Source organism: Porifericola rhodea (assembly GCF_030506305.1).
Classification (GTDB): domain Bacteria; phylum Bacteroidota; class Bacteroidia; order Cytophagales; family Cyclobacteriaceae; genus Catalinimonas; species Catalinimonas rhodea.
Window position 1 is genome coordinate 274,034 of record NZ_CP119421.1, and the last position, 21,060, is coordinate 295,093.

Genomic DNA, 21,060 nt, shown 5'->3' on the forward strand with positions numbered 1-21,060 from the left:
TCCTTTAGAATAGACAATTTTTCGGGAGGATAACCTATTGTTTTTCATACATTTAATGAGTGATAATCCCAGATTCTTTCATTTTCTACTTTGTAAGATTTATAAAAAAAACCTTGAAGCCATAGCTCCAAGGTCGCACATACCTAAACCTATTAAGATTATATACTTAATAGGTCAAGATAGAGAGCAGCAGACCATGAGAATTGATGACTACCATAACCTGGTGTCTGGCCAGTTGCATTTCTTTTTGGTTCAAAATACTCGTAAAAACCATACCTACTTAAAAGCTCAATGGAATCATTTTTAATAGCAACTGCCTCTTCATCAAAGCCATATCTTTTTAAACCATGATAAAGCATCCAGTTCATGTTGATCCATACCGGACCTCTCCAGTATTTTTTAGTATCAAACTTCGGGCTTGTAGGTGTAAATGATGGGCAAAGATAATATGACTCTCCTCCTGCTCCAGCAAACATTTTACCCTTAAGTACTTTTACAATTGCATCAGCCTGTGTTTGTGAGGGGATACCGGCAAAGAGCGGCATCAGCCCCGAAGAGGCCTCCATTGGGATCCTTTCATTACTAATCAGGTCATAAGCATCATACAAAGCGTTGGAGGGGTTCCACAACTTGCTATTCATAGCTAGCACCGCTTTTGTATTCCACTCACGAAAATCAGAAGTGTTCTCTCCTATCATTTCACCTAATTCTATCATGGCTTCATTGGCGCGAATTAAAATAGTGTTAAAGAGAGGATCCTGTACTGCAAAAGGGGTAAGCCTGTAAATCTGATCTTCTTTATAATCACCTTTCCTAAAAACATCAATCAGATAGATGTACCTATCATAATCCAGGTGAGTAGGCCGGTGATCTGCATCACTGGTATTTAGATCTTTTCTGGTAAAAGGGGGTACTTTTACTTTGTTAAAGTCTATTTTCTCAAGAGGGATGTCCCAGGTAGGAGAATTGTCGTTGCCTGACTCCCACGGATGTCTTATGTAGACTAGTCCTTCCTGTTGAGGATCACGCTCACGATACAGGTAAGCATGGAACGCTTTAATTTTAGGATACATCTCCTGAACAAAGTTAAGCGCTCTGCCTTTGTCTTCTGCCAGTTCGTACATCCGCTGTAGTGCAAAAGCATGTACGGCAGGGTTAGAGATACCAGAAGTTTGTACCTGCTCAGGAGCATCAAAAGAACGCCAGGTTTCCCAAAAATCTATACCCGGGAAGTACTGATTGTCACCTGCCGGGTTAAATACTATATGTGGCAGCATGCCATTAGCCCACTGTCCGCTAAATAAATGCCTCAGTTCTGACTCAGCCTGGTCTATATTAAAGTGTGCATAACCGATAGCAATAAAGCCAGCATCCCAATTCCATTGATGGGGATATAACTCAGGAGCAGGTTTTGTAAATGCACCTACTATGTTTTTCAACAAAACTTTTTTAGCCTCTTCAGTTAGTTCATCTGTTTTAACTTCTAATCCAATATCCATAACCAATATTTTATTTTGGTATCCACATAAATTTAAAATTTTAATCTGTTATATATACTTCTTAAAAAACAGATAGTTATATTTTTATCATCCTTACAACAAATACTATTCTTAGATTTATAAATGATAAATCCTTTTGGCAAAAGCACTTCCAAACTGTAATTCTGCTAAAGGTTTCCTAACTTAGAGAAGGTGATTTAAAGTACTCCGGGCTGTAGTTTTGCTGTTTATTTGTAGATTTGACAAAATACTAGCTATTAATTTTTTGTCCTGAACTCTCAATCTAAGTATGCAAGCATTTGATTTATCTGGCAAAATCTCTCTTATCAGTGGTGCCGGAAGTGGAATTGGCAGAAGTATCGCCCAGGTATTTGCGCGCCATGGTTCCCATGTATATGTTTTAGACCTCAATAATGAAGCCGGGGAAGAGGCTGTAGCTCAAATTAAAGATGAAGGCTTTAGCGCGGACTACTTCAACTGTAATGTAGCCAAACATGCAGAGGTAAATCAGGTTGTTGAAAAAATTATTGAGAAGCACGAAAAAATAGATATACTGGTCAATAACGCAGGTGTGGCCCACATTGGCAATGTAGAAACCACCTCTGAAGAAGATCTGGACCGTATTTACAATATTAATATTAAAGGAATCTACAATTGTTTGCACGCCTGTATTCCGCAAATGAAAAAACAGGGTGGCGGTGTAATCCTTAATATGGCCTCGGTAGCTTCTGTGGTAGGAATTTCAGACCGCTTTGCTTACTCAATGAGTAAAGGAGCAGTACTTAGTATGACACTCTCCGTTGCAAAAGATTATATTAATGCTCGTATCCGCTGTAATGCCATAGCTCCCGGCAGAGTACACACCCCTTTTGTAGATGGTTTTCTGGAAAAAAATTATCCGGGTAAGGAAAGTGAAATGTTTGAAAAGCTCTCTCAGACCCAACCCATAGGCCGTATGGGTAAACCCGAAGAGATCGCCCACCTGGCACTCTACCTGTGTTCAGAAGAAGCCGGTTTTATCACTGGTTGCAATTACCCTATAGATGGCGGTTTCATCACACTAAACAGTTAATTATTAAACTAACCTATAACCTTATCACTACATATGAAATTATTTCGTTTTGGTGAGCCTGGAAACGAAAAGCCAGGTGTACTACACAATGAGCAGATGCTGGATGTTTCTGCTTTTGGAGAAGATTTTACTGAAGATTTTTTTGCTAATGATGGACTTAACAGACTAGATCAATGGCTTAATGATCACATATCTGACTGCCCTCAGCTAAGCGAAAGTAGCAGACTTGCCTCCCCTATTCATAAACCTAGTAAAATTGTTTGTATTGGCCTCAATTACAAAGACCATGCGGCAGAAAGTAAAATGGATCTACCCAAAGAGCCTATTATTTTCTTTAAGGCTACATCCTCCATTGTAGGTCCAAATGACGACCTGATCATACCTAAAAACAGCACAAAAACTGACTGGGAAGTAGAGCTTGGGGTAGTGATAGGAAAAAAAGCCAGTTATGTAAGTGAGGCAGAAGCTATGGACTATGTTGCGGGTTACGTACTGCACAACGACTATAGTGAGAGAGAGTTTCAGTTAGAGCGCTCCGGCCAGTGGGTAAAGGGTAAAAGCTGTGATAGCTTTGCGCCATTAGGCCCTTATGTTGTTACAAAAGACGAAGTGGCAGACGTACACAACCTACGCCTTTGGCTTACTGTAAATGGCCAAACCAAGCAAGATGGAAACACCTCTAACCTGATATTTAAAGTACCTTATCTGGTAAGCTATCTAAGCCAGTTTATGTCGCTTATGCCTGGCGATATTATTTCTACAGGTACGCCTGCAGGAGTAGGCTTAGGCTTTAACCCTCCTGAGTTTATTAAAGCGGGTGATGTAATTGAGCTGGGGATCGAAGGCCTGGGCTCCTCTAAGCAACACGCCAAAGCTTACCAATAAATTTGTAGTGCAGGGTAAGGAGCATACAGGCCCTCCTCCTGCACTCTAATTTTTTAATATATCTAGTATGAAAGATTATGCCATGGCCGTTAACCTCATAGACAGTGAGGAGGCTATAAAGCAGTATGAGCACTACCACGCCCATCCCTTTCCAGAGGTTGTAAAATCTCTAAAACAGGTAGGCATACTGGACATGAAAATTTATCGTCTTGGACGCAGACTTTTTATGTTTATGCAGACAGAAGACGATTTTAACCCTGCTGTTGACTTCCCTAAATATCTGGAACTGAACGAAAGGTGCCAAGAATGGGAAAACCTTATGAGAAGTTTTCAGGAAGCTTTACCTGAAGCAAATGATGGCGAGAAATGGACGGAGATGAAGAAGGTGTTTCAGCTTTAACTAGCCCTTAGTTTCGCAAAATTTTATTAAAGAGAGGCAAAAGAAACGTTAGATTAAGATTTTATATTTTTTGTCATTTGTGAACTAGCATTTATGATTAAAATAGACGCACATCAACATTTCTGGAAGTACGACCCCAAGCGCTTTGCATGGATTAATGATTCTATGTCGGTGCTCAAACAAGACTTTCTGCCCCCTGACCTTAAAGAAGAGATGGATAAAAGCGGCTTTGATGGTTGTGTAGCAGTACAGGCCAGCCAGTCAGAAGAAGAGACTGACTTTTTGCTCAAACTGGCAGCAGAATACGATTACATTAAAGGTGTAGTGGGCTGGGTAGATTTGTGTGATATCAATGTAAGAAGCAGACTACAGCATTATGCCCACGAAAAAAAGCTTTGCGGCATCAGGCATGTAGTGCAAGACGAACCCGACGATTATTTTCTGCTGCGTCCCGATTTTATGAAAGGCGTTAAAATGCTGCCAGAATTCAACCTGACTTACGACATTCTCATTTTTGAAAAACATTTGCCGGTAGCACTTCAATTTGTAGGCTATATGCCCGAGTGCCGCTTTGTGCTAGACCATATTGCTAAACCTCGCATTGCCGCGGGTGTACTCACCCCATGGGACGACAATATGCGGTCGCTGGCGGAGTACCCAAATGTTTACTGCAAACTCTCTGGTATGCTTACCGAGGCCGACTGGAAAAACTGGAAAGCTGATGACCTCCACGCCTACCTGGATGTAGCAATGGAAGCTTTTGGTAGCGACAGATTAATGATAGGCTCAGACTGGCCGGTATGCCGACTTGCAGCGAGCTATCAGGAGGTAATGGGACTGGTAGAAGATTACATCGGCAGACTTTCAGCTGACGAACAAGCCCGGATATTAGGGCAGAACGCAATAGATTTTTATCAACTAAAAGTATAAGCAAACAACCTAAATTTTTCCTGCATGGACCTCAAACTCAAAGACAAAGTTATTATTGTTACCGGCGGTGCCAGCGGTATTGGTGAAGCAATTGTGCGTAGCGCTGTAAATGAAGGGGCTGTTCCCATTATTGTAAACAGAAGTGAGGACAAAGGAAAAGAACTAGAAAAAGAACTACTTGATGCCGGGCATCAGTGTTTGTTTGTGCAAGCAGACCTTAGTAAAAAGGAGGCATGCAAAAAAGCAATTGATGAAACAGTAAGCAAATTTGCAAAAATTGATGTACTGATAAACAATGCCGGCTATAACGATAGTATAGGTTTGGAAAACGGTTCTCCTGAACAGTTTATGGAGTCTATTCAAAACAACATATTCCATTACTACGTGCTTGCTCATTATGCTCTCCCTCACCTTATCAAAAGTAAAGGAAACATTATTAATATCAGCTCTAAGACTGCTGTTACGGGTCAGGGCAATTCTTCTGCCTATATTGCCAGTAAAGCAGGGCAACTAGGCCTCACTCGCGAATGGGCGGTAGAGCTACTGCCATATGGTATTCGCGTAAATGCAGTACTACCCGCAGAGGTAATGACTCCCATGTACCGAGGCTGGCTCAACTCTTACGATAATCCGGAAGCTAAACTCAAAGAAATTACGCAGAGAATACCTTTGGGGCAAAGAATGACCACCCCCGAAGAAATTGCTGCTACTGTACTTTTTACTGCCTCAGAGCAGGCGGGGCACACTACAGGGCAGTACCTGTTTCCAGATGGAGGCTATACTCACCTGGATCGTGCCATAGGGTCATAGCAACCCAATAAAGAAGGAGGTTTGTTACATTCCATACGAACCTCCTAAATTTTTGTAACTACACTTTCCTTTACAACAACCCACCATACTTAGCCAGCTTATTGGCAAGGCCCAAAAGCAAAGCCTATCTGGCTATTTGTATTGCCGCAATAGCTTTAGAGCAAATAGATAAGAATTGCGACTATAAAGTGTTGCCAAAGCTCAGGCTACAACCAACAAGTGTATTATACATAAAACTATGGAGTTGCTAATGTGAGTATATAATCAATGCTCACAGATTACAAACCATAAACTCTTAAGTATAAATTTAATCTAATTAATTACATAAGCTCAATACGCTGCTGCAAACTTGAATAGCACCTCACTTTTAAGTAGTATAGGAATAAAAACCATCAATCCACTACCTAACTTATGAGCAACTCGCGTAGACAATTCCTTCAGAAAAGTATGGTCGGCGGCCTGGCCTGTAGTGCTTCGCCATCTTTACTTCATTCTGCTAAACCTGCTTCTCATGATATCAGGCTGGCTGTTTCCACTTACTCATACTGGCATTTTCGTACCGCTAAATTTCCTATTGAGCAGGTAATTGACGAAGCCGCAGAGCTTGGTCTTTCTGGTGTAGACATACTACATAGACAAATGGAAAGTGAAGACATCAGGTATATGAACAAGCTAAAAAAGCATGCTTTTACTAGAGGAGTGGATCTGATATCTCTATCTATACATCAGGATTTTGTATCTCCTGACAAAAAAGAACGGGAAGTTGCTATTGAGCATACCAAACACTGTATTGAGTTAGCATACCAAATGGGCATACCTTCTATCCGATTAAATTCCGGACGCTGGGGTACTGTACCTTCCTTTGACGAACTTATGGCAAAGCGAGGCGTAGAAGACCCCATAGAGGGCTATACTAACGATGATGCCTTTGAGTGGTGCATTAACTCTATTCAGGAGTGCCTACCTAAAGCTGAAGAGCGAGGCGTAATACTAGCTCTGGAAAACCATTGGGGCTTAACCTCTACTCCTGAAGGGCTCCTTCGCATTCGTAAAGCAATAGACTCTGAATGGATGGGTATTCTTTTAGATACCGGTAATTTTCTGGAAAACCCTTACGACAAACTTGAAATGGTAGCCCCTTACGCAGATTTCATTCAGGCTAAAACTTATTATGGTGGCGGAGAGTGGTATACACTGGACCTAGACTATGACCGTATCTTTAAAATATTAAGAGAAGCAGGTTATAAGGGTTACGTATCTATTGAGTTTGAAGGTAAAGAAGAGGCCAAAAGTGGCATGAGAAAGAGTGTAGAAATGCTACAGAAAGCTATAAATGCCTAAAACTTATAAGGGCAGAAAAGTATACACAAAATCTAAATATTTAAGTGTCTATCACTACAAAATTGTATAAGTATTTTCTCTAAAAGGAAATCGTATATACTCTTAACATGGCTACTAAATATTTATGTTTTGATAAACTACTTACTAATAATGAAGAGTAAACTACGGCTCTCAAAAAAAGTGAGAATTAATGGCCTAATGGCGTACCCCAATTGATTTTATCACGTATGCACATATAGAGTGAGCTTAAAATTTTTTACTTTATTTTTAAGCTACTCACTCTATATTTTTTAAACGCCATTTTTTAGCTGTTACTTTCTTACTCATGCCTAGGATTAGTAGAAGACACTCACGTTGGTACCTACTGTTGATTATAGCCCTACTAATTGCATTTGTAGTTTTTCAATTATTGAGACTTTCGTTTACGAATAAGCCTACCGATCAGAATCAAAGTAGCCAAGCAGTACCTCAGCATATAGATACATATGAATATGACACTGATATTGATAAGTATTTAGCTTACATCAGTTCTTATCAGCACCAGCAAGCTTCTGATGACTACATTTCCGGAGCAGTTAACTACCTGACTTTTGCTTTAGAAGAGCTTAGGCAAAAGCATAGAATCGCTCTTAACCCCTCTACTCTGGTTCAACTACAGGAACAATCCAAAAAAATTTCTCATAGCTCTGATACTGACAAAACACTTACAGTAAGCCATACTTTTGAAATGATTTCGGGAGTTATGCAATCAATTGAGTTGAACAATTCTGAGCAACTGGCTCAGGAAAGGAGCAACCTCAGACAAATGGCTAAAAATTTTCGGGATAATCTAGAACTTGAGCAGCAGGATATGGCTATCAGCCAGTTTCTTGCTCAGGCCGGTCTTTTATTGGAAATTTTAGAGGCAGAAGGGTAACTAAAAGTGTTATTGAACCCGGATAATAGAGCTATTAATCAACTGACAATCTACAAGCCAATCGTTTACTCAAAAAAAAAGCTTCCATCCCTATAAACATAAGGCAGAAGCTTGAAATGATAGTAATAGATTGTTGTAATAGAGTGATAAAGTGAAGTACAGAATTGAATTATCAATAATTGATTCAATTCTTAATACTAATATATAAAAAATTACTTACATCTGATAATTTATTTTGATGATTTTTCAAATATCTCTTATTTACCAAAATACTTATAGCACAACTTCATCATATACAATTATCGGTTGCATAAATTTTGTAAAAATTACCAATATTCTTCCTGATTTTACGCAGGCCCAAACATCCACGATGTGAATTATTCACATTGTTTAACTCTACTTAACTAATACTCAGGGAGTCGTTTGTGAAATAAAACTGGTATCCGTAAGGGTATTTAAAAATGAGATGAGAGCTTTCTTTTCATCTTCTTCCAGAGCGATACCTAAATTTTCTCCAGCACGTAAGCGTGTATCCAGAGAATAGGAAAGTTTTACTCCGCTGCTGTAATGCTCTAGTACTTCTTCCAAGGTAGCAAAACGTCCGTCATGCATATAAGGAGGTGTAACAGCTACATTGCGCAAAGTGGGTGTTTTAAACGCTCCAATGTGCATACTATCGTATGTAATGCGATACCTACCCATAAAAACTCTTTCCTCATCTTCGCTATAAACAGTATCCAGCCCGATATTGTGAAAGGAAAAATCAGTAAAATAATCATTTTCACCTTTGCCAAAAGTATGGCAGGAAGCACACTTTTTTTCAAACAAAGCCATGCCTAGTAGCGCCTCTTTGCTAAGCGCAGCATGTTTTTCGCCCCTGATATACTGATCATAAGGACTATTTGCACTTAACAAAGTGCGCATATACTGTGCCAGCGAACGCGCCAGGTAAGCAGCCTGTATAGAATCTGTACCAAACGCTTGGGCAAAAAGCCGGAGGTACAGCTCATCTTGCTGCAATTGAGAGATTAAACTTGTCAGGTTTTGCCCCATCTCATCGGGGTGTGTAAGAGGGCCAAATACCATAGACTCCAGATTTTTGGCACCTCCATCCCAGAAAAAACTCTTGTTCCATCCTACGTTCGTGAGCTGAGGCACATGCCGAGTTAATCTTTGCTGGCTTTGCCCTGCATGGCTTAATGCCAGCCCATCAGAAAAGGCTAATGAAGGTTGATGGCAGCTAGCACAGGATATTTGATGGTTAGCTGAGAGTCGTGGGTCATGAAAGAGCATCTTGCCCAGCGCCACCCCCTCTTTACTGAGTGGATTATGCTCAGGAATAGGCATAGCACCAAGATTTGAAGGAATCTTAAGCGTATAAGGAGTGGCGCTATTATTTTCAGCACCTGGCTTCTGCTCACTACAACACAAAAAAAACCACAAAAAGAGCAGAGGAAGAGCCAGTTTTGTGGTTTTCAGCATTTGCATATTATTTATAATCAGGCCAAAGCCTTTTCAATACTATCCCAAAGGCTAATTCTGGCTTTAAGCGCTTTTTGAGCCACTTTATAGCTCTGATTCCACTTTTGTTGATCGTCTTCACAAAGCGACTCCATCATCAGCATCGCCAAAGGTCCGTGCTCGTCAGCATCCAATTCTATATGACGATCCAGGTAGTAGATAAAATCTTCCAGATTAGCCGATTGATTCTTTTGTATATCTTTTACCAATGAAGTAAACATATCAGGAATAAGGTCTTCGCGCCCCCAGGTAAATACAGCGGCTACTTCGTGTACCAGCCCCCTGTCAATAGTTTGAAAGGTAAAATCCATAAAGGCTTTTATCTCTTTGTGTAAAGCAAGCTGAACAGCCAGTTGGTCTACCGACTGCGACTGGCGAATTCCCTGCACAAACTGATCAATAAGGCTAGTATCCGCGCCTGCTTTTTGCATAGCAAGTTGGTAAAGCTCAAAATGACTGGCAGGATTGCCATGGCGGTCTACATCAGTTTCTTCCCCTAGCACTATTTCGTTTATCATGCGGGCAGCACTGCTATGCGGAGCGGGCACCCAGGGTATCTGTACACAGCTAAGCTCGCGCTGTAAAAACTTGAGCAAGGACATAAAATCCCATACAGCAAATACATGAGCCTCCATAAATGTATGTAAATGTCCTGGCTTAGTAATTTTCTGATACAAGGTGTGGTTAATCAGTTGATCTTTCAAAGGCGCCAGGCCTTTTTCTATTCTGCTGATGTGAGGGTTCATATTAAATATATGTTCTAGTACTGTTACAAAAACTACTCATGTCCTTTACCTTCAACTATAGTGCGAAAAGTAAAACATCATTAAATAAACGTAGAAGGTGTAGCGTTTAGATTGCTCTTTCTGGCTGCTGTTATACTCCACTTACATAATCTTTGTTGCCATTAGCTAGTTCCTTATAGTACCAGATAATAAGCGATAAGATATAAAATTAAAAGTAAGCACTTCGCTTTATCTATTTGAGTTGCTATTTGAAGGGATTAGAAAATTTTTCGTTCTGAATAAATGAGCTATCTGTGAGCATATGTAAGAAGGCTAATACAGCTTCTTTTTCTTCTGGCAGCAGATAAAGCCTCACACTATCTGAGGTGGTTATAGCTTGATTGCTGGCTTCCAGAATAAGTGGGTCCAACGTATTGCTCATCTGTATATGCTCATCATAATGTTCCAGCACTTCTTCTAGTGTGCTAAATCTGCCATCATGCATGTAAGGAGCAGTAAGTGCGATATTTCTCAACGAAGGTGCCCGGAACTTCCCTTGATCAAAATTACTTCCGCTATGTGAAGCTAAGCCTTCGGCTAAAGAGGCATCTGTGTCCAGTCCATTGTTATGAAACCCACTAAAGCCTTCGTATGCTCCACCTGTAAAGGGCCCAAGATGGCAATCTCCACAGTTGGCGCCCCTGATGCCCTGAGATGGTTCCGGGTGAGTATAAAATAAAGTCATGCCCTTAAGCTCCAATTCGGTAGGCTGGTATTCATCACGCCAATAACGGTCTAGCTTGGTCTGATCACTAATAAGGGTGCGCTGAAACTGCGCCAAGGCTTTTAATAGGTTTTGCTCAGTGATACTATCACTACCAAAAGCTTCAAAAAATTTGTTGGGGTAATTATCAGTAGCTTGCAGACGTAAAACTGCTTCATTTACGTCTGTAAGTCCCATTTCCAGAGGATTGGTCAGTGGTCCAACCGCCTGCTCTTCCAGGCTTGCATCACGCCCATCCCAATTAAAGCGGCTTACCCATAACAGATTGTGTAAAGACATAGCATTTTTGTCTACCTCTCCCCCATTAAGCCCTACTGGAAACTGTTTACCATCTGTAAATGCTTTATTCTGCTGATGGCAAGAGGCACAGGAAATACTACCGTCTTCTGAAAGCTGCGTCTCATAAAACAACATTCTGCCAAGAGCTACCCCCTCCTCAGTTAGTGGGTTATCTTCCGGCAATCGTATGTTGTCAGGAAAATACCAAGGTAGGCTGAGTTCATAAGGTGTCGGATCATATACCGCTTCACCCTGCCCTTCTCCTTCCTCACATGCCAATAAGCTACACACAAACAAAACTAAGACACAATATGATAGACGAATGGTATTCAAATATTTTGAAGTAGATGCTCTGCTTTTTGTATACTATTCAGCATTTTTTCTTTTACAACGATGATGTTATCCTTTTCAGTTTGCAAAAGACAAATAATTTCCTGCTGGGTCATGTTTTCAAACTCAAAATCATTGGAACGCATCCAGTCCATCATAGCTTCTTCTGCTTGTAATAGCTCACCTTTAGCCTGTTTGCAGTCATTAATTTTTTGTAAGAGCTCTTTATTTTTTTTAATCAGTTCCAGGCTATCTACAGACTCCATGAGTAGTCGCTGAAGCCTAAAAATACGGTCCATTTCCGGCATTACTTCGTCGTGTATGGCCATCATTTGTTTGTAGAGGGTATCTTGCTCTGCCTGTTGTTCTGAGCGTGGAGAGCGCTCACCTTGTGAATCCAGAGAACAGGCGTATAAGCCTACCAATACAAAAAGACATAACATTCTCATCATAGCAGTTATGTTAAGCTAATAAGGATTGTCTTTAAATTAAGTCGGCTAAATTAGTCTGAGATGAACTTTGCTACTAACAATAATACGCTTAGAGGGGCTTAAAAGCAAAAAGACTTCATAAATGAAGCCTTTTCGATATTATTGAAGTACGGAGTTTATTACATCTTGTCCAGTACCTGCATTACTTCTCTTACGTGACCTTCTGAGGTTTTCAGCAGTTGCATCTCGTCATCGGTAAGCTCAAGCTCAATGATTTTTTCAATACCATTTTTACCTAAAATGACAGGAGCTCCCAGGTAGCAGTTGTCTATTCCGTATTCGCCTTCCAGTTTAACACATACAGGGAATACACGACGCTGATCTTTAACGATAGCTTCTACCATCTGAGCAGCCGCAGCACCCGGCGCATACCAGGCCGAAGTACCCATAAGCTTAACCAGTTCACCACCACCTTTTTTGGTACGTTCTACAATAGCATCCAGCTTATCACTATCAATCATTTCAGTTACCGGAATACCACCTACAGTAGTATAACGAGGTAGAGGCACCATAGTATCACCATGACCACCCATTAGCACAGCCTGAATGTCTTTAGGAGACACATTAAGCTCTTCTGCAAGGAAAGAACGATATCGGGCGGTATCCAGTATACCAGCCATACCCATTACTTTGGTACGAGGAGCTTTAGAAGTCAGGTGTGCCTGATAGGTCATTACGTCTAGCGGGTTAGACACAATAATCAGGATAGCTTCAGGTGAATGCTTAATTACGTTTTCTGTCACTGTCTTTACGATACCGGCATTAGTCTCGATAAGGTCATCGCGAGACATACCAGGCTTACGAGGAAGCCCTGAAGTGATTACTACCACATCAGAACCAGCGGTTTTTGTATAGTCATTGGTAGAGCCTATGGTGCGGGTGTCGTAGAGGTTGATAGGCGACTTCTCCCAGATGTCCAGCGCTTTTCCTTCGGCCAGCCCTTCCTTGATATCTACCAGTACAACTTCATTAGCTATCTCACGATAAGCTAAAACATCGGCGCAGGTGGCTCCTACGTTTCCAGCTCCTACTACTGTTACTTTCATAGTATATGGATATTTATATAGTTTGGTGAAAAAATTTTTATTGTCCTGAAGGTCACAAATTTAATAAAGTAGCGCAAAGAAGATAGAAAATACTGCTTCAATTACGCTACAGATATTTAACATCAGAAGGTAGTATATAGCAGATCCAGGCTAAAAAAGCCTTTGGATGATCTGTAAGATGCAAAAAGCTGCTTGGTATACTCGTCGTACATCTCCGTAAGTGATGCCAGCACTTTTGCTTTTATCTTTGGCTGAGCCGAAAAGATATCCATAATATTTACATGAGGTATCACATACAGATCTGCATCTGGCGAAGTGACAATAGCATTGTAGAAACGGTTAGTTTCCGCTATACAAGCGTTATTTCCAAAAGAATGTCCACTTCCTATCTGGTTCAGTACCTCCAGATCTTCACCGATATCAAAAGATATAGACACCTTACCCCGTTTGATAATGTAGAGGGCATGGCTGGGGTCTTTTCTAAAAAACACTACTTCATCCTGCTTGTATTTGCGGGGATAGAGATAAGGAATAAAAAAAGCCTTTTCGTCATCAGTAAGCGACTCAAAGATTTTAATACCAGACATAAAGCTCAGAATACTCTTCTCTTCAGCAGAGTATGATCTTTGAAAAGGATTTTTCATGTAACTAAAAATAATTGCCACCTATCAGGTGCTTAGCCTACTGAAAGCAGGATTATGGAAGTGATTTTACCTCCTGCTTTACCTCATAAACCTGGCGGGTATTTTCGGTTATCCGAAAACGATGATCTATCCTATGCCCTACTACCCACACAATATCATCGCCAGAAGTAAGCACCATCACTCTCTTTTTCAAGTTTAGCGGAATTTTGAGGTCTATCATAAAATCGCTCAGCTTTTTTTTGCGATTCATGCCGAGTGGATAGAAAAAATCTCCTTTTTTCCATTTTCTGAGTGTAAGGGGAAATTTTAGTTTTTCATGATCCAGCGCGGCCATGTTTGCCAGTGGCAGCAGCTTGTATTTTAAGGCATCCCTTACACAAATAGAGAGATCAAAATCTTCTGCATGTAGCTCATGTTCCTGCTCATCAATAACATAAGCCCCTACACCCTCTTCATGTATAAGACTGATAATCAACTCCTTACGATCTATATTTAAACGATGAGAGGAGGAGTCAAACACTTTTCCTACCTGAAGTACCTCTTCTTTGCGAATAGCCTCGGCTATCTCTCTGGATTGATGGTACTGAAAGCCATACTCCTTGATCAACTCATGCAGCACTACATTTAACCCAGGCTGATTTTTGAGCATATTAATGTTGAGATAAACATCTCTGCCATCAGCTCGCACACACACATTTTTCAGGTCTTTCACTACAGCTTTAAATACTTCTTCTGCACCGGAAATTCTCTCCAGGCTCATTTCTAAGGTCTGCAAAAGATTGGGGTTGATCTCTTCCATTACAGGAATTACCTTCTGGCGAATCATGTTTCTGCGATGCTTCTCATCCAGGTTAGAGCTATCTTCGCGCCACTGAAGCTGGTTTTCTTGTGCATACGCTTCTATCTGCCGGCGATCCGCAAAAAGAATAGGACGAATAGTCCGCCCATTTTTCGGACGAATACCGTGCAGTCCTGCAATACCAGTACCTTTGCTCAGGTTAAATATTAAAGTTTCTAACACATCGTTCTTATGGTGAGCCGTAGCAACATATGCATAAGAGTAGGTAGCAAGAAGTTCGTTAAACCACTGATAGCGTAGCTCACGAGCAGCCATTTCTATTGAAACTTTATACTTTTCAGCATATTGAATGGTGTCAAAAGACTTAGCATAATGTTGTACTTTGTATTGCTGTGCCAGTTGGGCAACAAATGTTTCATCACCATCTGACTCTTCTGCACGTAAATTGAAGTTGCAATGCGCGATTGCAAAGTTCATATTTGCTTTGGCAAACAAATCGCTCATCACTACTGAGTCTACTCCGCCGCTAACGGCAAGTAACACAGGAGTGTCTTTGGTAAATAGATGCGTTTCGCTTACAAAAGCTTCAAATTTATTAACCATGTTTTCAAGTTATTCGTCAAGATCATCTAGGATGATCCGTTGTTAAAAAATAAGCAGAATCAAAAAAATGAAATTCATATATAACTTCTTACCCCTCTTCTTAATTTTTGTTTGCTCTTTTTCTGTATTTGGGCAGGGTAAGATCAATATTGAACAGGCTGATTCATTTGAAGGAAGTACAAATGAAAATGGGGAACCTTTCCGTAAACTTATTGGAGATGTAATTCTGAGGCAGGGTAATACCCGTATTTTTGGAGACTCGGTTATTCTCTATTCTCAAAAAAACGTGACAGAAGTATTTGGTGAACGTGTGCGTGTAGTAGAAAGCGATACCATCACTGTCACCGGCAAAAAATTAATATATAATGGCAATACCCGAGTGGCTCAGATGAGAGAAGACGTTATCTATAAAGACCCCAGCATGACACTCTACTCTGATCATCTGGATTATAACCTTCCTGCCAATCTGGCTTACTATTATGAAGGAGGGCGGCTGGTTGACTCTACCAACGTGCTCACCAGTACAGAGGGATCTTACCATACCATAAGCCACATGGCTTCTTTCAAAGATAGTGTAGTATTGGTTAATCCGGATTATACCTTAGAATCTGATACCTTACAGTACAATACCCAATCTAAAATAGCTTATACCCAGGGGCCTACACTAATTACCGCCAGAGATGGCAACCAACTTACCGCACAGGCCGGTAGTGAGTACCTAACCACACAGCAGCAGTCTATTTTTGGACTGGGTACGGTAGAAACCGAAAAATATATTATTAGTGCGGATCAGCTCTTTCTGGACGATGTGCAAAAACTATATCGGGCTACCTCTAATGTAGAAATGGTCTCCAAAGATGAGAATGTAGTTATTACCGGAGATAGCGCTATATATCGGCGAAATTTAGGCATTACCAAAGTCTACGGCAAGGCAGTAATGCGTCGCCCTATGGAAATGGACACCCTTTTTCTTTCTGCAGATACGTTGGTTAGCGTAGAAGACTCCATACCCGAAAACGAAAGAATATTGGCCTATCATGACGTTCGTGTTTACCGTAGCGACCTACAGGCATTATCAGATTCGCTTTCTTACCATATTACAGACTCTATCCTATACTTATATCGTGACCCCATTTTATGGAACAATGAAAGCCAGATCGTTGCCGATACTATAAATTTAGAAATTATTGATGGACAGGTACGTAAGATGAATGTAATACAAAATTCCTTTGTAATCTCTAAAGACACTACCAGCAATTTTAACCAGGTAAAAGGACGAGATATGGTAGTAGATTTTGATCAGGGGAGGATTAAAAGTATAGATGTAAACGGTAATGGCGAAAGCATTTACTTCGTGCTGGAACAGGACTCCATCGTAGTAGGAATGAATCATATTCTCTGTAGCGATATGGTATTAAGATTTGCCCAAGGTGCTTTAAACAACATTTCTTTTTACACAGACCCAAATGGGCAGTTAATTCCACCGCATGAACTGGCTAAGGCAGATAAAGAGCTTCAGGGCTTTGACTGGCGAATTGATGAACGCCCAAGTAAAGAGCAGGTGATCAAAAGAACAGCATTAAAACAAAGAAATGGTACGGATAAAAACAGTATAATTCCTGATGTAGACATCAAGAAAGTTGAGCAGCAACTTCCCTCTTCTCAGTAAAATAACATATGTAGACTCTGAAAGTAGATGTAATAAAATGACAAAAATTAGTTGATTTATAGCAAAAATTTAAGTTATTTTTATGAAATAAACATACCAGTAGTCCGTTTATGAAGTTTTTCTTACCGGTACTTTTTTTACTCTGCACCTTAAGTGCTTATTCCCAGGAGTTTACGCTGCTAAACTCACAGGAAGAGTATTTTGTACCCACCGGTAAGCTTCAGGAGTTCCCTTTAAGCATTCACAATCAATCTGACAAACCTTTACGCTTAGCTGTAAGATTTTTAGACACAGACCAATCAAATGAAGATTTGCCTGCTTCTCTCTGTATTGGAGAAGATTGTCTTGACAAAGAAGGCATACTGGAGATTAACACTTTGAGAGCTGGCGAAACTTTTGACGATATTTCTTTTAAGCTTAAGGCTAGTTTTAAAGAAATCCAGGGCAACATTCGCTTACTCTTTTTTGATACCGATGCCCCCGCTAATGCATTGGAACGCTCTTTTACTTTTCATGTGCAGGGTGAGTTTCCCGGTGGTATCATGTATCAGAGGCCTAATCTTAAAGTAAGTAATGCCTATCCTAATCCCATTGTGAGTGCCGCAACCATAGATTACTCTATTAGCGATATGAATGATAAAGCCCAGATAGTAGTACTTAACTTATTAGGCAATCAGGTTTTTGCTCAGGATTTACCCCCTGCCGAAAACAGCCTTAAAATACCTGCTGATGAGCTTTCTAATGGAATTTACTTCTATACGCTTAATCTGAACGGCAAAAATGTGGCTACCAAAAAAATGGTGGTCAGGAAATAACTTTAGCCTCTGCCCCGTTTACATTTCTGTACGCCTGTATCTCAGGAACTTTGTTTGTATCACATACATTGTATTTTCATTAAGATACAGTTACCTTTGCATGACATAAATACATAAGCATTGCAGAAAAATACATACTTTGCTATAACATTTGTTTTGCTATTGTTCACTACAGCATGTAGCGACTTTAGAAAAATTCAGAAGAGCTCAGACTGGCAGGTAAAATATGATGCTGCCCTGGAGTACTATCAAAATAAAGATTACTACCGGGCCATAGTCTTGCTGGAAGAAGTACTACCAATCATCAGGGGTACAAAAACCGCAGAGGAAGCTCAGTACTATTATGCGTATGCGCATTACTATGAGCGCAAGTATATCTTAAGCTCACATTACTTTAAAAACTTCTACGATACCTATACCCGTAGCCAGTACGCAACTGAATCTTTGTATATGCATGCCTACTCTCTTTACCTGCAATCTCCGGTACCAAACCTAGATCAGAGCAGTACTTTTGAAGCAATAGAGGCTATGCAACTTTTTATTAACAAATATCCTTATAGTGAGTATAAGGATAAAGCAGAGCAGATACTGGACGAACTTCAGGCCAAGTTGGAGCTTAAAGCTTATGATAATGCTATTTTGTATTACAAGCTTGAAAACTACAAAGCAGCGATTATTGCCTTCAACAATTTTCAGAAGGACTTTCCTGACTCTGAGCTTAACGAAGAAATTAGCTACTGGAAGGTAGCTGCACAGTTTAAATTGGCAGAACAAAGTATACTTGTAAAACAGAAAGAAAGGTATTACACCACTATTGAGTATTATCAAACTTTCATAGACAAATATCCTAACAGCAAGTTTGTAGATGATGCTGAAAACATCTACGAAACCTGTGTGGAGAAAATAGGAAAAGATACTAGTGACAGTAACGCATCTATAAAACAATGATAAAAAAAACGAACATTCCTGCATCTATCGTAACTCGCGATACCGACAAAATTGCTGATCAGACTGGTAATATCTACGAGTCAGTAGCCATTATCTCTAAAAGAGCCCGTCAGGTATCTGTTGCGATGAAAGAAGAACTCAGCAGCAAGCTAGCTGAATTTGCTTCTACCGTAGATAACCTGGAAGAGGTTTTTGAAAACAGAGAGCAAATTGAGATCTCTAGATTTTACGAAAGAATGCCTAAACCTACTTCTATGGCTATAGAAGAGTTTATAGATGGCGAAGTAGAGTTTAGACGTGTAGAAGAAGACGAACAATAATTTGTTATTTTGCTGCAAGGCAAAAAAATCATATTAGGAATTTGCGGGAGTATAGCGGCTTACAAGGCCGCTTTTCTCGTTCGACTCCTCGTTAAAGAGGGAGCCGAAGTTCAGGTAGTAATGACTGAAGCTGCGCAGGACTTTATTACCCCTCTTACCCTTGCTACCTTATCTAAAAGACCGGTTCTTTCCACTTTTACAGCAGATAAAGGGCAAGGCCAATGGAACAATCATGTAGAACTGGGGCTTTGGGCAGACCTTATGCTAATTGCACCCGCCAGCGCTAATACGCTAGCTAAGTTTGCTCAGGGTATCTGCAACGACCTCCTTACGGCTATTTACCTTTCTGCCCGCTGTCCGGTAGTATTAGCTCCAGCGATGGACCTGGATATGTACGCTCACCCATCTACTCAGGCTAATCTTCAGAAACTTAGAATATACGGCAATATTATACTTGAAGCGGAAGAGGGAGAGCTTGCCAGCGGACTTTCCGGACAAGGACGTATGGCAGAACCTGAAAATATAGTCACCAACTTAAAGCAGCACTTTCAGCAGGCATTAGCACTAGAGGGAAAGAAAGTGCTACTTACTGCTGGCCCTACACAGGAAGCAATTGACCCAGTTCGCTATATTAGTAATGCCTCATCAGGAAAAATGGGCTACGCCCTTGCCCGTAGTTTACTGGCACAGGGAGCGGAAGTCATACTCATAAGCGGACCTTCTCACGAAACTATTGCTCATCATCACCTGACCTTGATTCAGGTAAAGTCTGCGCAGGATATGTATGAAGCTGCACACGAGCATTTTACCAACTGCGATATCGCCATATTTGCCGCCGCAGTTTCTGACTACACGCCAAAAATCAAGTACAGCAAAAAAATAAAAAAGAAAGAAGAAGAGTTGCAGGTTGAGCTGACCAAAACGATTGATATTGCTCGTACCTTAAGCACTCAGAAAAGTGAGAAACAGTTTACGGTAGGTTTCGCACTGGAAACGCATGATGAAGAGGCTAATGCTTACAAAAAAATCCGGGAGAAAAACTTTAACATGATTGTGCTTAATTCCCTGAACGATCAGGGAGCCGGATTTGGTTATGACACCAACAAGGTTAAAGTTATTTTAGCCAATAATCAGGAACCTAAGTCGTTTCCTCTTAAGTCCAAGCAAGAAGTAGCACGTGATATTGTAAAGCTCATTACCGAAAATTATCATGGATAAAGTACGCATTCTACTACTCTTATTTTTTAGCGTTTTGAACGCTACCCCCCTACTGGCGCAGGAGCTTAACGCCAATGTGGTAGTAAACTACCAGAATGTGCAAACTACCGAAACCAGGGTTTTTGAAGACATGCAGAATGCCTTTCGTCAGTTTTTGAACAACAGAAAGTGGACGGATGATAGCTTTGCCCCCGAAGAGCGGATCAATTGCAACTTTGTAATTAATATTGAGCAGATGCCCAGCGTAGGTAACTTTGAGGCTACAGTGCAGATACAATCCTCGCGTCCCATTTACGGAACCAATTACGAGTCTTTAATGCTCAATTTTGCTGATCGTGACTGGCAATTTCAATACACCGAATCTCAGCCCCTGGAGTTTAACCCTAACAATTTTACCACCAATATCAGCAGCCTGCTGGCCTTCTATGCCAATATCATATTAGGTTTAGATTACGACTCTTTCAGTGAACTGGGAGGTCAGCAGTACTTTGAAACAGCTCAACTGATTGTAAGTAATGCTCAACAGCAAGGAGGTCAGGGGTGGAACCAGTTTGGAAGCAGCAGAAGAAGAAACAGGTATTGGCTTGCAGAAAACTTTATCAACCCACAAATGACTCCCGTGCGTAGAGGCATTTACCAATACCATCGCCTTGGATTAGATACTTTTATGGAAGATGAAGAAGAGAGCCGGAAAAATATGCTTTCTGCACTAAATGAAATGCAGGAAGTAAGCAAAATATTCCCTCAGTCTATTCTTTTAGTTTCTTTTTTTGATGCTAAAAATGACGAAATTATCAGTACCTATTCCAAAGGAGACACTCAGGTGCGTAGAGATGCCTATAATGCTCTGGTAGAAATTAACCCTACACTAGTAGAAGATTATAGTCCTATCATCAATAACTAAAAATACTTTTTGTAAGTATCTCTATTCTTATTGTTATTGATAATCCCAAATTGTAGCTTTGCAATACTTGAATTAAGTACGTTCTTTTAATCCATTTTTCAGACCGGGCAA

The 21,060-nt window shown here is 40.5% G+C and carries 21 protein-coding genes; 13 read left to right on the forward strand and 8 right to left on the reverse strand.

Translation table 11 applies throughout. The features are described from left to right. Nucleotides 1-158: 158 nt before the first annotated feature. On the reverse strand, nt 159-1,499 hold the full coding sequence (locus PZB74_RS01125) for an amylo-alpha-1,6-glucosidase (RefSeq protein WP_302240078.1): 1,341 nt from the start codon (nt 1,497-1,499) through the stop codon (nt 159-161). 289 nt (nt 1,500-1,788) lie between these two features. Here PZB74_RS01125 and PZB74_RS01130 point away from each other — a divergent pair, with 289 nt between their 5' ends. The 7 genes from PZB74_RS01130 to PZB74_RS01160 all read left to right on the forward strand — a co-directional run bounded on the left by PZB74_RS01130 (nt 1,789) and on the right by PZB74_RS01160 (nt 7,853). Then, nucleotides 1,789-2,571 carry an SDR family NAD(P)-dependent oxidoreductase gene (locus PZB74_RS01130; RefSeq protein ID WP_302240079.1) on the forward strand — a complete coding sequence of 261 codons (783 nt, stop codon included), beginning with the start codon at nt 1,789-1,791 and terminating at the stop codon, nt 2,569-2,571. A 33-nt stretch (nt 2,572-2,604) separates the two neighbouring features. Further along, a complete protein-coding gene (locus PZB74_RS01135) occupies nt 2,605-3,456 on the forward strand; it encodes a fumarylacetoacetate hydrolase family protein (RefSeq protein ID WP_302240081.1) in 852 nt (283 codons plus the stop codon). Nucleotides 3,457-3,523: 67 nt separating this feature from the next. Then, entirely contained in the window at nt 3,524-3,856 is a 333-nt protein-coding gene (locus PZB74_RS01140; protein WP_302240083.1) for an L-rhamnose mutarotase, read from the forward strand. A gap of 93 nt (nt 3,857-3,949) precedes the next feature. Continuing rightward, nucleotides 3,950-4,786, forward strand: coding sequence for an amidohydrolase family protein (locus PZB74_RS01145; protein WP_367281458.1), 837 nt, complete (start codon nt 3,950-3,952; stop codon nt 4,784-4,786). 24 nt (nt 4,787-4,810) lie between these two features. Beyond that, nucleotides 4,811-5,596, forward strand: coding sequence for an L-fucose dehydrogenase (locus tag PZB74_RS01150; protein WP_302240085.1), 786 nt, complete (start codon nt 4,811-4,813; stop codon nt 5,594-5,596). A 411-nt stretch (nt 5,597-6,007) separates the two neighbouring features. Beyond that, nucleotides 6,008-6,937 carry a sugar phosphate isomerase/epimerase family protein gene (locus tag PZB74_RS01155; RefSeq protein WP_302240087.1) on the forward strand — a complete coding sequence of 310 codons (930 nt, stop codon included), beginning with the start codon at nt 6,008-6,010 and terminating at the stop codon, nt 6,935-6,937. A gap of 325 nt (nt 6,938-7,262) precedes the next feature. Next, complete coding sequence (locus PZB74_RS01160; protein WP_302240089.1) at nt 7,263-7,853, forward strand: hypothetical protein; 591 nt, start codon at nt 7,263-7,265, stop codon at nt 7,851-7,853. A 411-nt stretch (nt 7,854-8,264) separates the two neighbouring features. Here PZB74_RS01160 and PZB74_RS01165 read toward each other — a convergent pair whose 3' ends face one another. From PZB74_RS01165 to tilS, 7 genes are all read right to left on the reverse strand, one after another. After that, a complete protein-coding gene (locus PZB74_RS01165) occupies nt 8,265-9,335 on the reverse strand; it encodes a cytochrome-c peroxidase (protein WP_302240090.1) in 1,071 nt (356 codons plus the stop codon). A gap of 17 nt (nt 9,336-9,352) precedes the next feature. Next, entirely contained in the window at nt 9,353-10,120 is a 768-nt protein-coding gene (locus PZB74_RS01170) for a DUF3050 domain-containing protein (protein WP_302240091.1), read from the reverse strand. 244 nt (nt 10,121-10,364) lie between these two features. Continuing rightward, nucleotides 10,365-11,453 carry a cytochrome-c peroxidase gene (locus PZB74_RS01175; protein ID WP_302240093.1) on the reverse strand — a complete coding sequence of 363 codons (1,089 nt, stop codon included), beginning with the start codon at nt 11,451-11,453 and terminating at the stop codon, nt 10,365-10,367. Nucleotides 11,454-11,491: 38 nt separating this feature from the next. Beyond that, nucleotides 11,492-11,944 carry a hypothetical protein gene (locus tag PZB74_RS01180; protein WP_302240095.1) on the reverse strand — a complete coding sequence of 151 codons (453 nt, stop codon included), beginning with the start codon at nt 11,942-11,944 and terminating at the stop codon, nt 11,492-11,494. A 158-nt stretch (nt 11,945-12,102) separates the two neighbouring features. Then, nucleotides 12,103-13,029 (reverse strand): malate dehydrogenase, encoded by a 927-nt coding sequence (gene mdh / locus PZB74_RS01185; RefSeq protein WP_302240096.1) that lies wholly within the window; start codon nt 13,027-13,029, stop codon nt 12,103-12,105. A gap of 122 nt (nt 13,030-13,151) precedes the next feature. Continuing rightward, nucleotides 13,152-13,673, reverse strand: a complete 522-nt coding sequence (locus PZB74_RS01190; RefSeq protein ID WP_302240098.1) for a Crp/Fnr family transcriptional regulator — start codon at nt 13,671-13,673, stop codon at nt 13,152-13,154. Nucleotides 13,674-13,725: 52 nt separating this feature from the next. Beyond that, nucleotides 13,726-15,075, reverse strand: coding sequence for a tRNA lysidine(34) synthetase TilS (gene tilS / locus PZB74_RS01195; protein ID WP_302240100.1), 1,350 nt, complete (start codon nt 15,073-15,075; stop codon nt 13,726-13,728). 67 nt (nt 15,076-15,142) lie between these two features. On the opposite strand from tilS, the gene PZB74_RS01200 reads away from it, so the two are divergent. The 6 genes from PZB74_RS01200 to porD all read left to right on the forward strand — a co-directional run bounded on the left by PZB74_RS01200 (nt 15,143) and on the right by porD (nt 20,949). Next, entirely contained in the window at nt 15,143-16,744 is a 1,602-nt protein-coding gene (locus PZB74_RS01200) for an OstA-like protein (protein WP_302240102.1), read from the forward strand. Between the two features lie 110 nt (nt 16,745-16,854). Further along, complete coding sequence (locus PZB74_RS01205; protein WP_302240104.1) at nt 16,855-17,559, forward strand: T9SS type A sorting domain-containing protein; 705 nt, start codon at nt 16,855-16,857, stop codon at nt 17,557-17,559. A 120-nt stretch (nt 17,560-17,679) separates the two neighbouring features. Further along, a complete protein-coding gene (locus tag PZB74_RS01210; RefSeq protein ID WP_302240105.1) occupies nt 17,680-18,507 on the forward strand; it encodes an outer membrane protein assembly factor BamD in 828 nt (275 codons plus the stop codon). Then, complete coding sequence (locus tag PZB74_RS01215) at nt 18,504-18,827, forward strand: DNA-directed RNA polymerase subunit omega (RefSeq protein WP_302240106.1); 324 nt, start codon at nt 18,504-18,506, stop codon at nt 18,825-18,827. The genes PZB74_RS01210 and PZB74_RS01215 overlap by 4 nt, the downstream gene beginning before the upstream one ends. 9 nt (nt 18,828-18,836) lie before the next feature. Continuing rightward, the gene (coaBC, locus tag PZB74_RS01220) at nt 18,837-20,045 is read left to right on the forward strand and encodes a bifunctional phosphopantothenoylcysteine decarboxylase/phosphopantothenate--cysteine ligase CoaBC (protein WP_302240108.1); all 1,209 of its coding nucleotides are present in this window, start codon (nt 18,837-18,839) and stop codon (nt 20,043-20,045) included. Next, entirely contained in the window at nt 20,038-20,949 is a 912-nt protein-coding gene (porD, locus tag PZB74_RS01225; protein ID WP_302240110.1) for a type IX secretion system protein PorD, read from the forward strand. Before coaBC ends, porD begins: the two co-directional genes overlap by 8 nt. Nucleotides 20,950-21,060 lie beyond the last annotated feature (111 nt).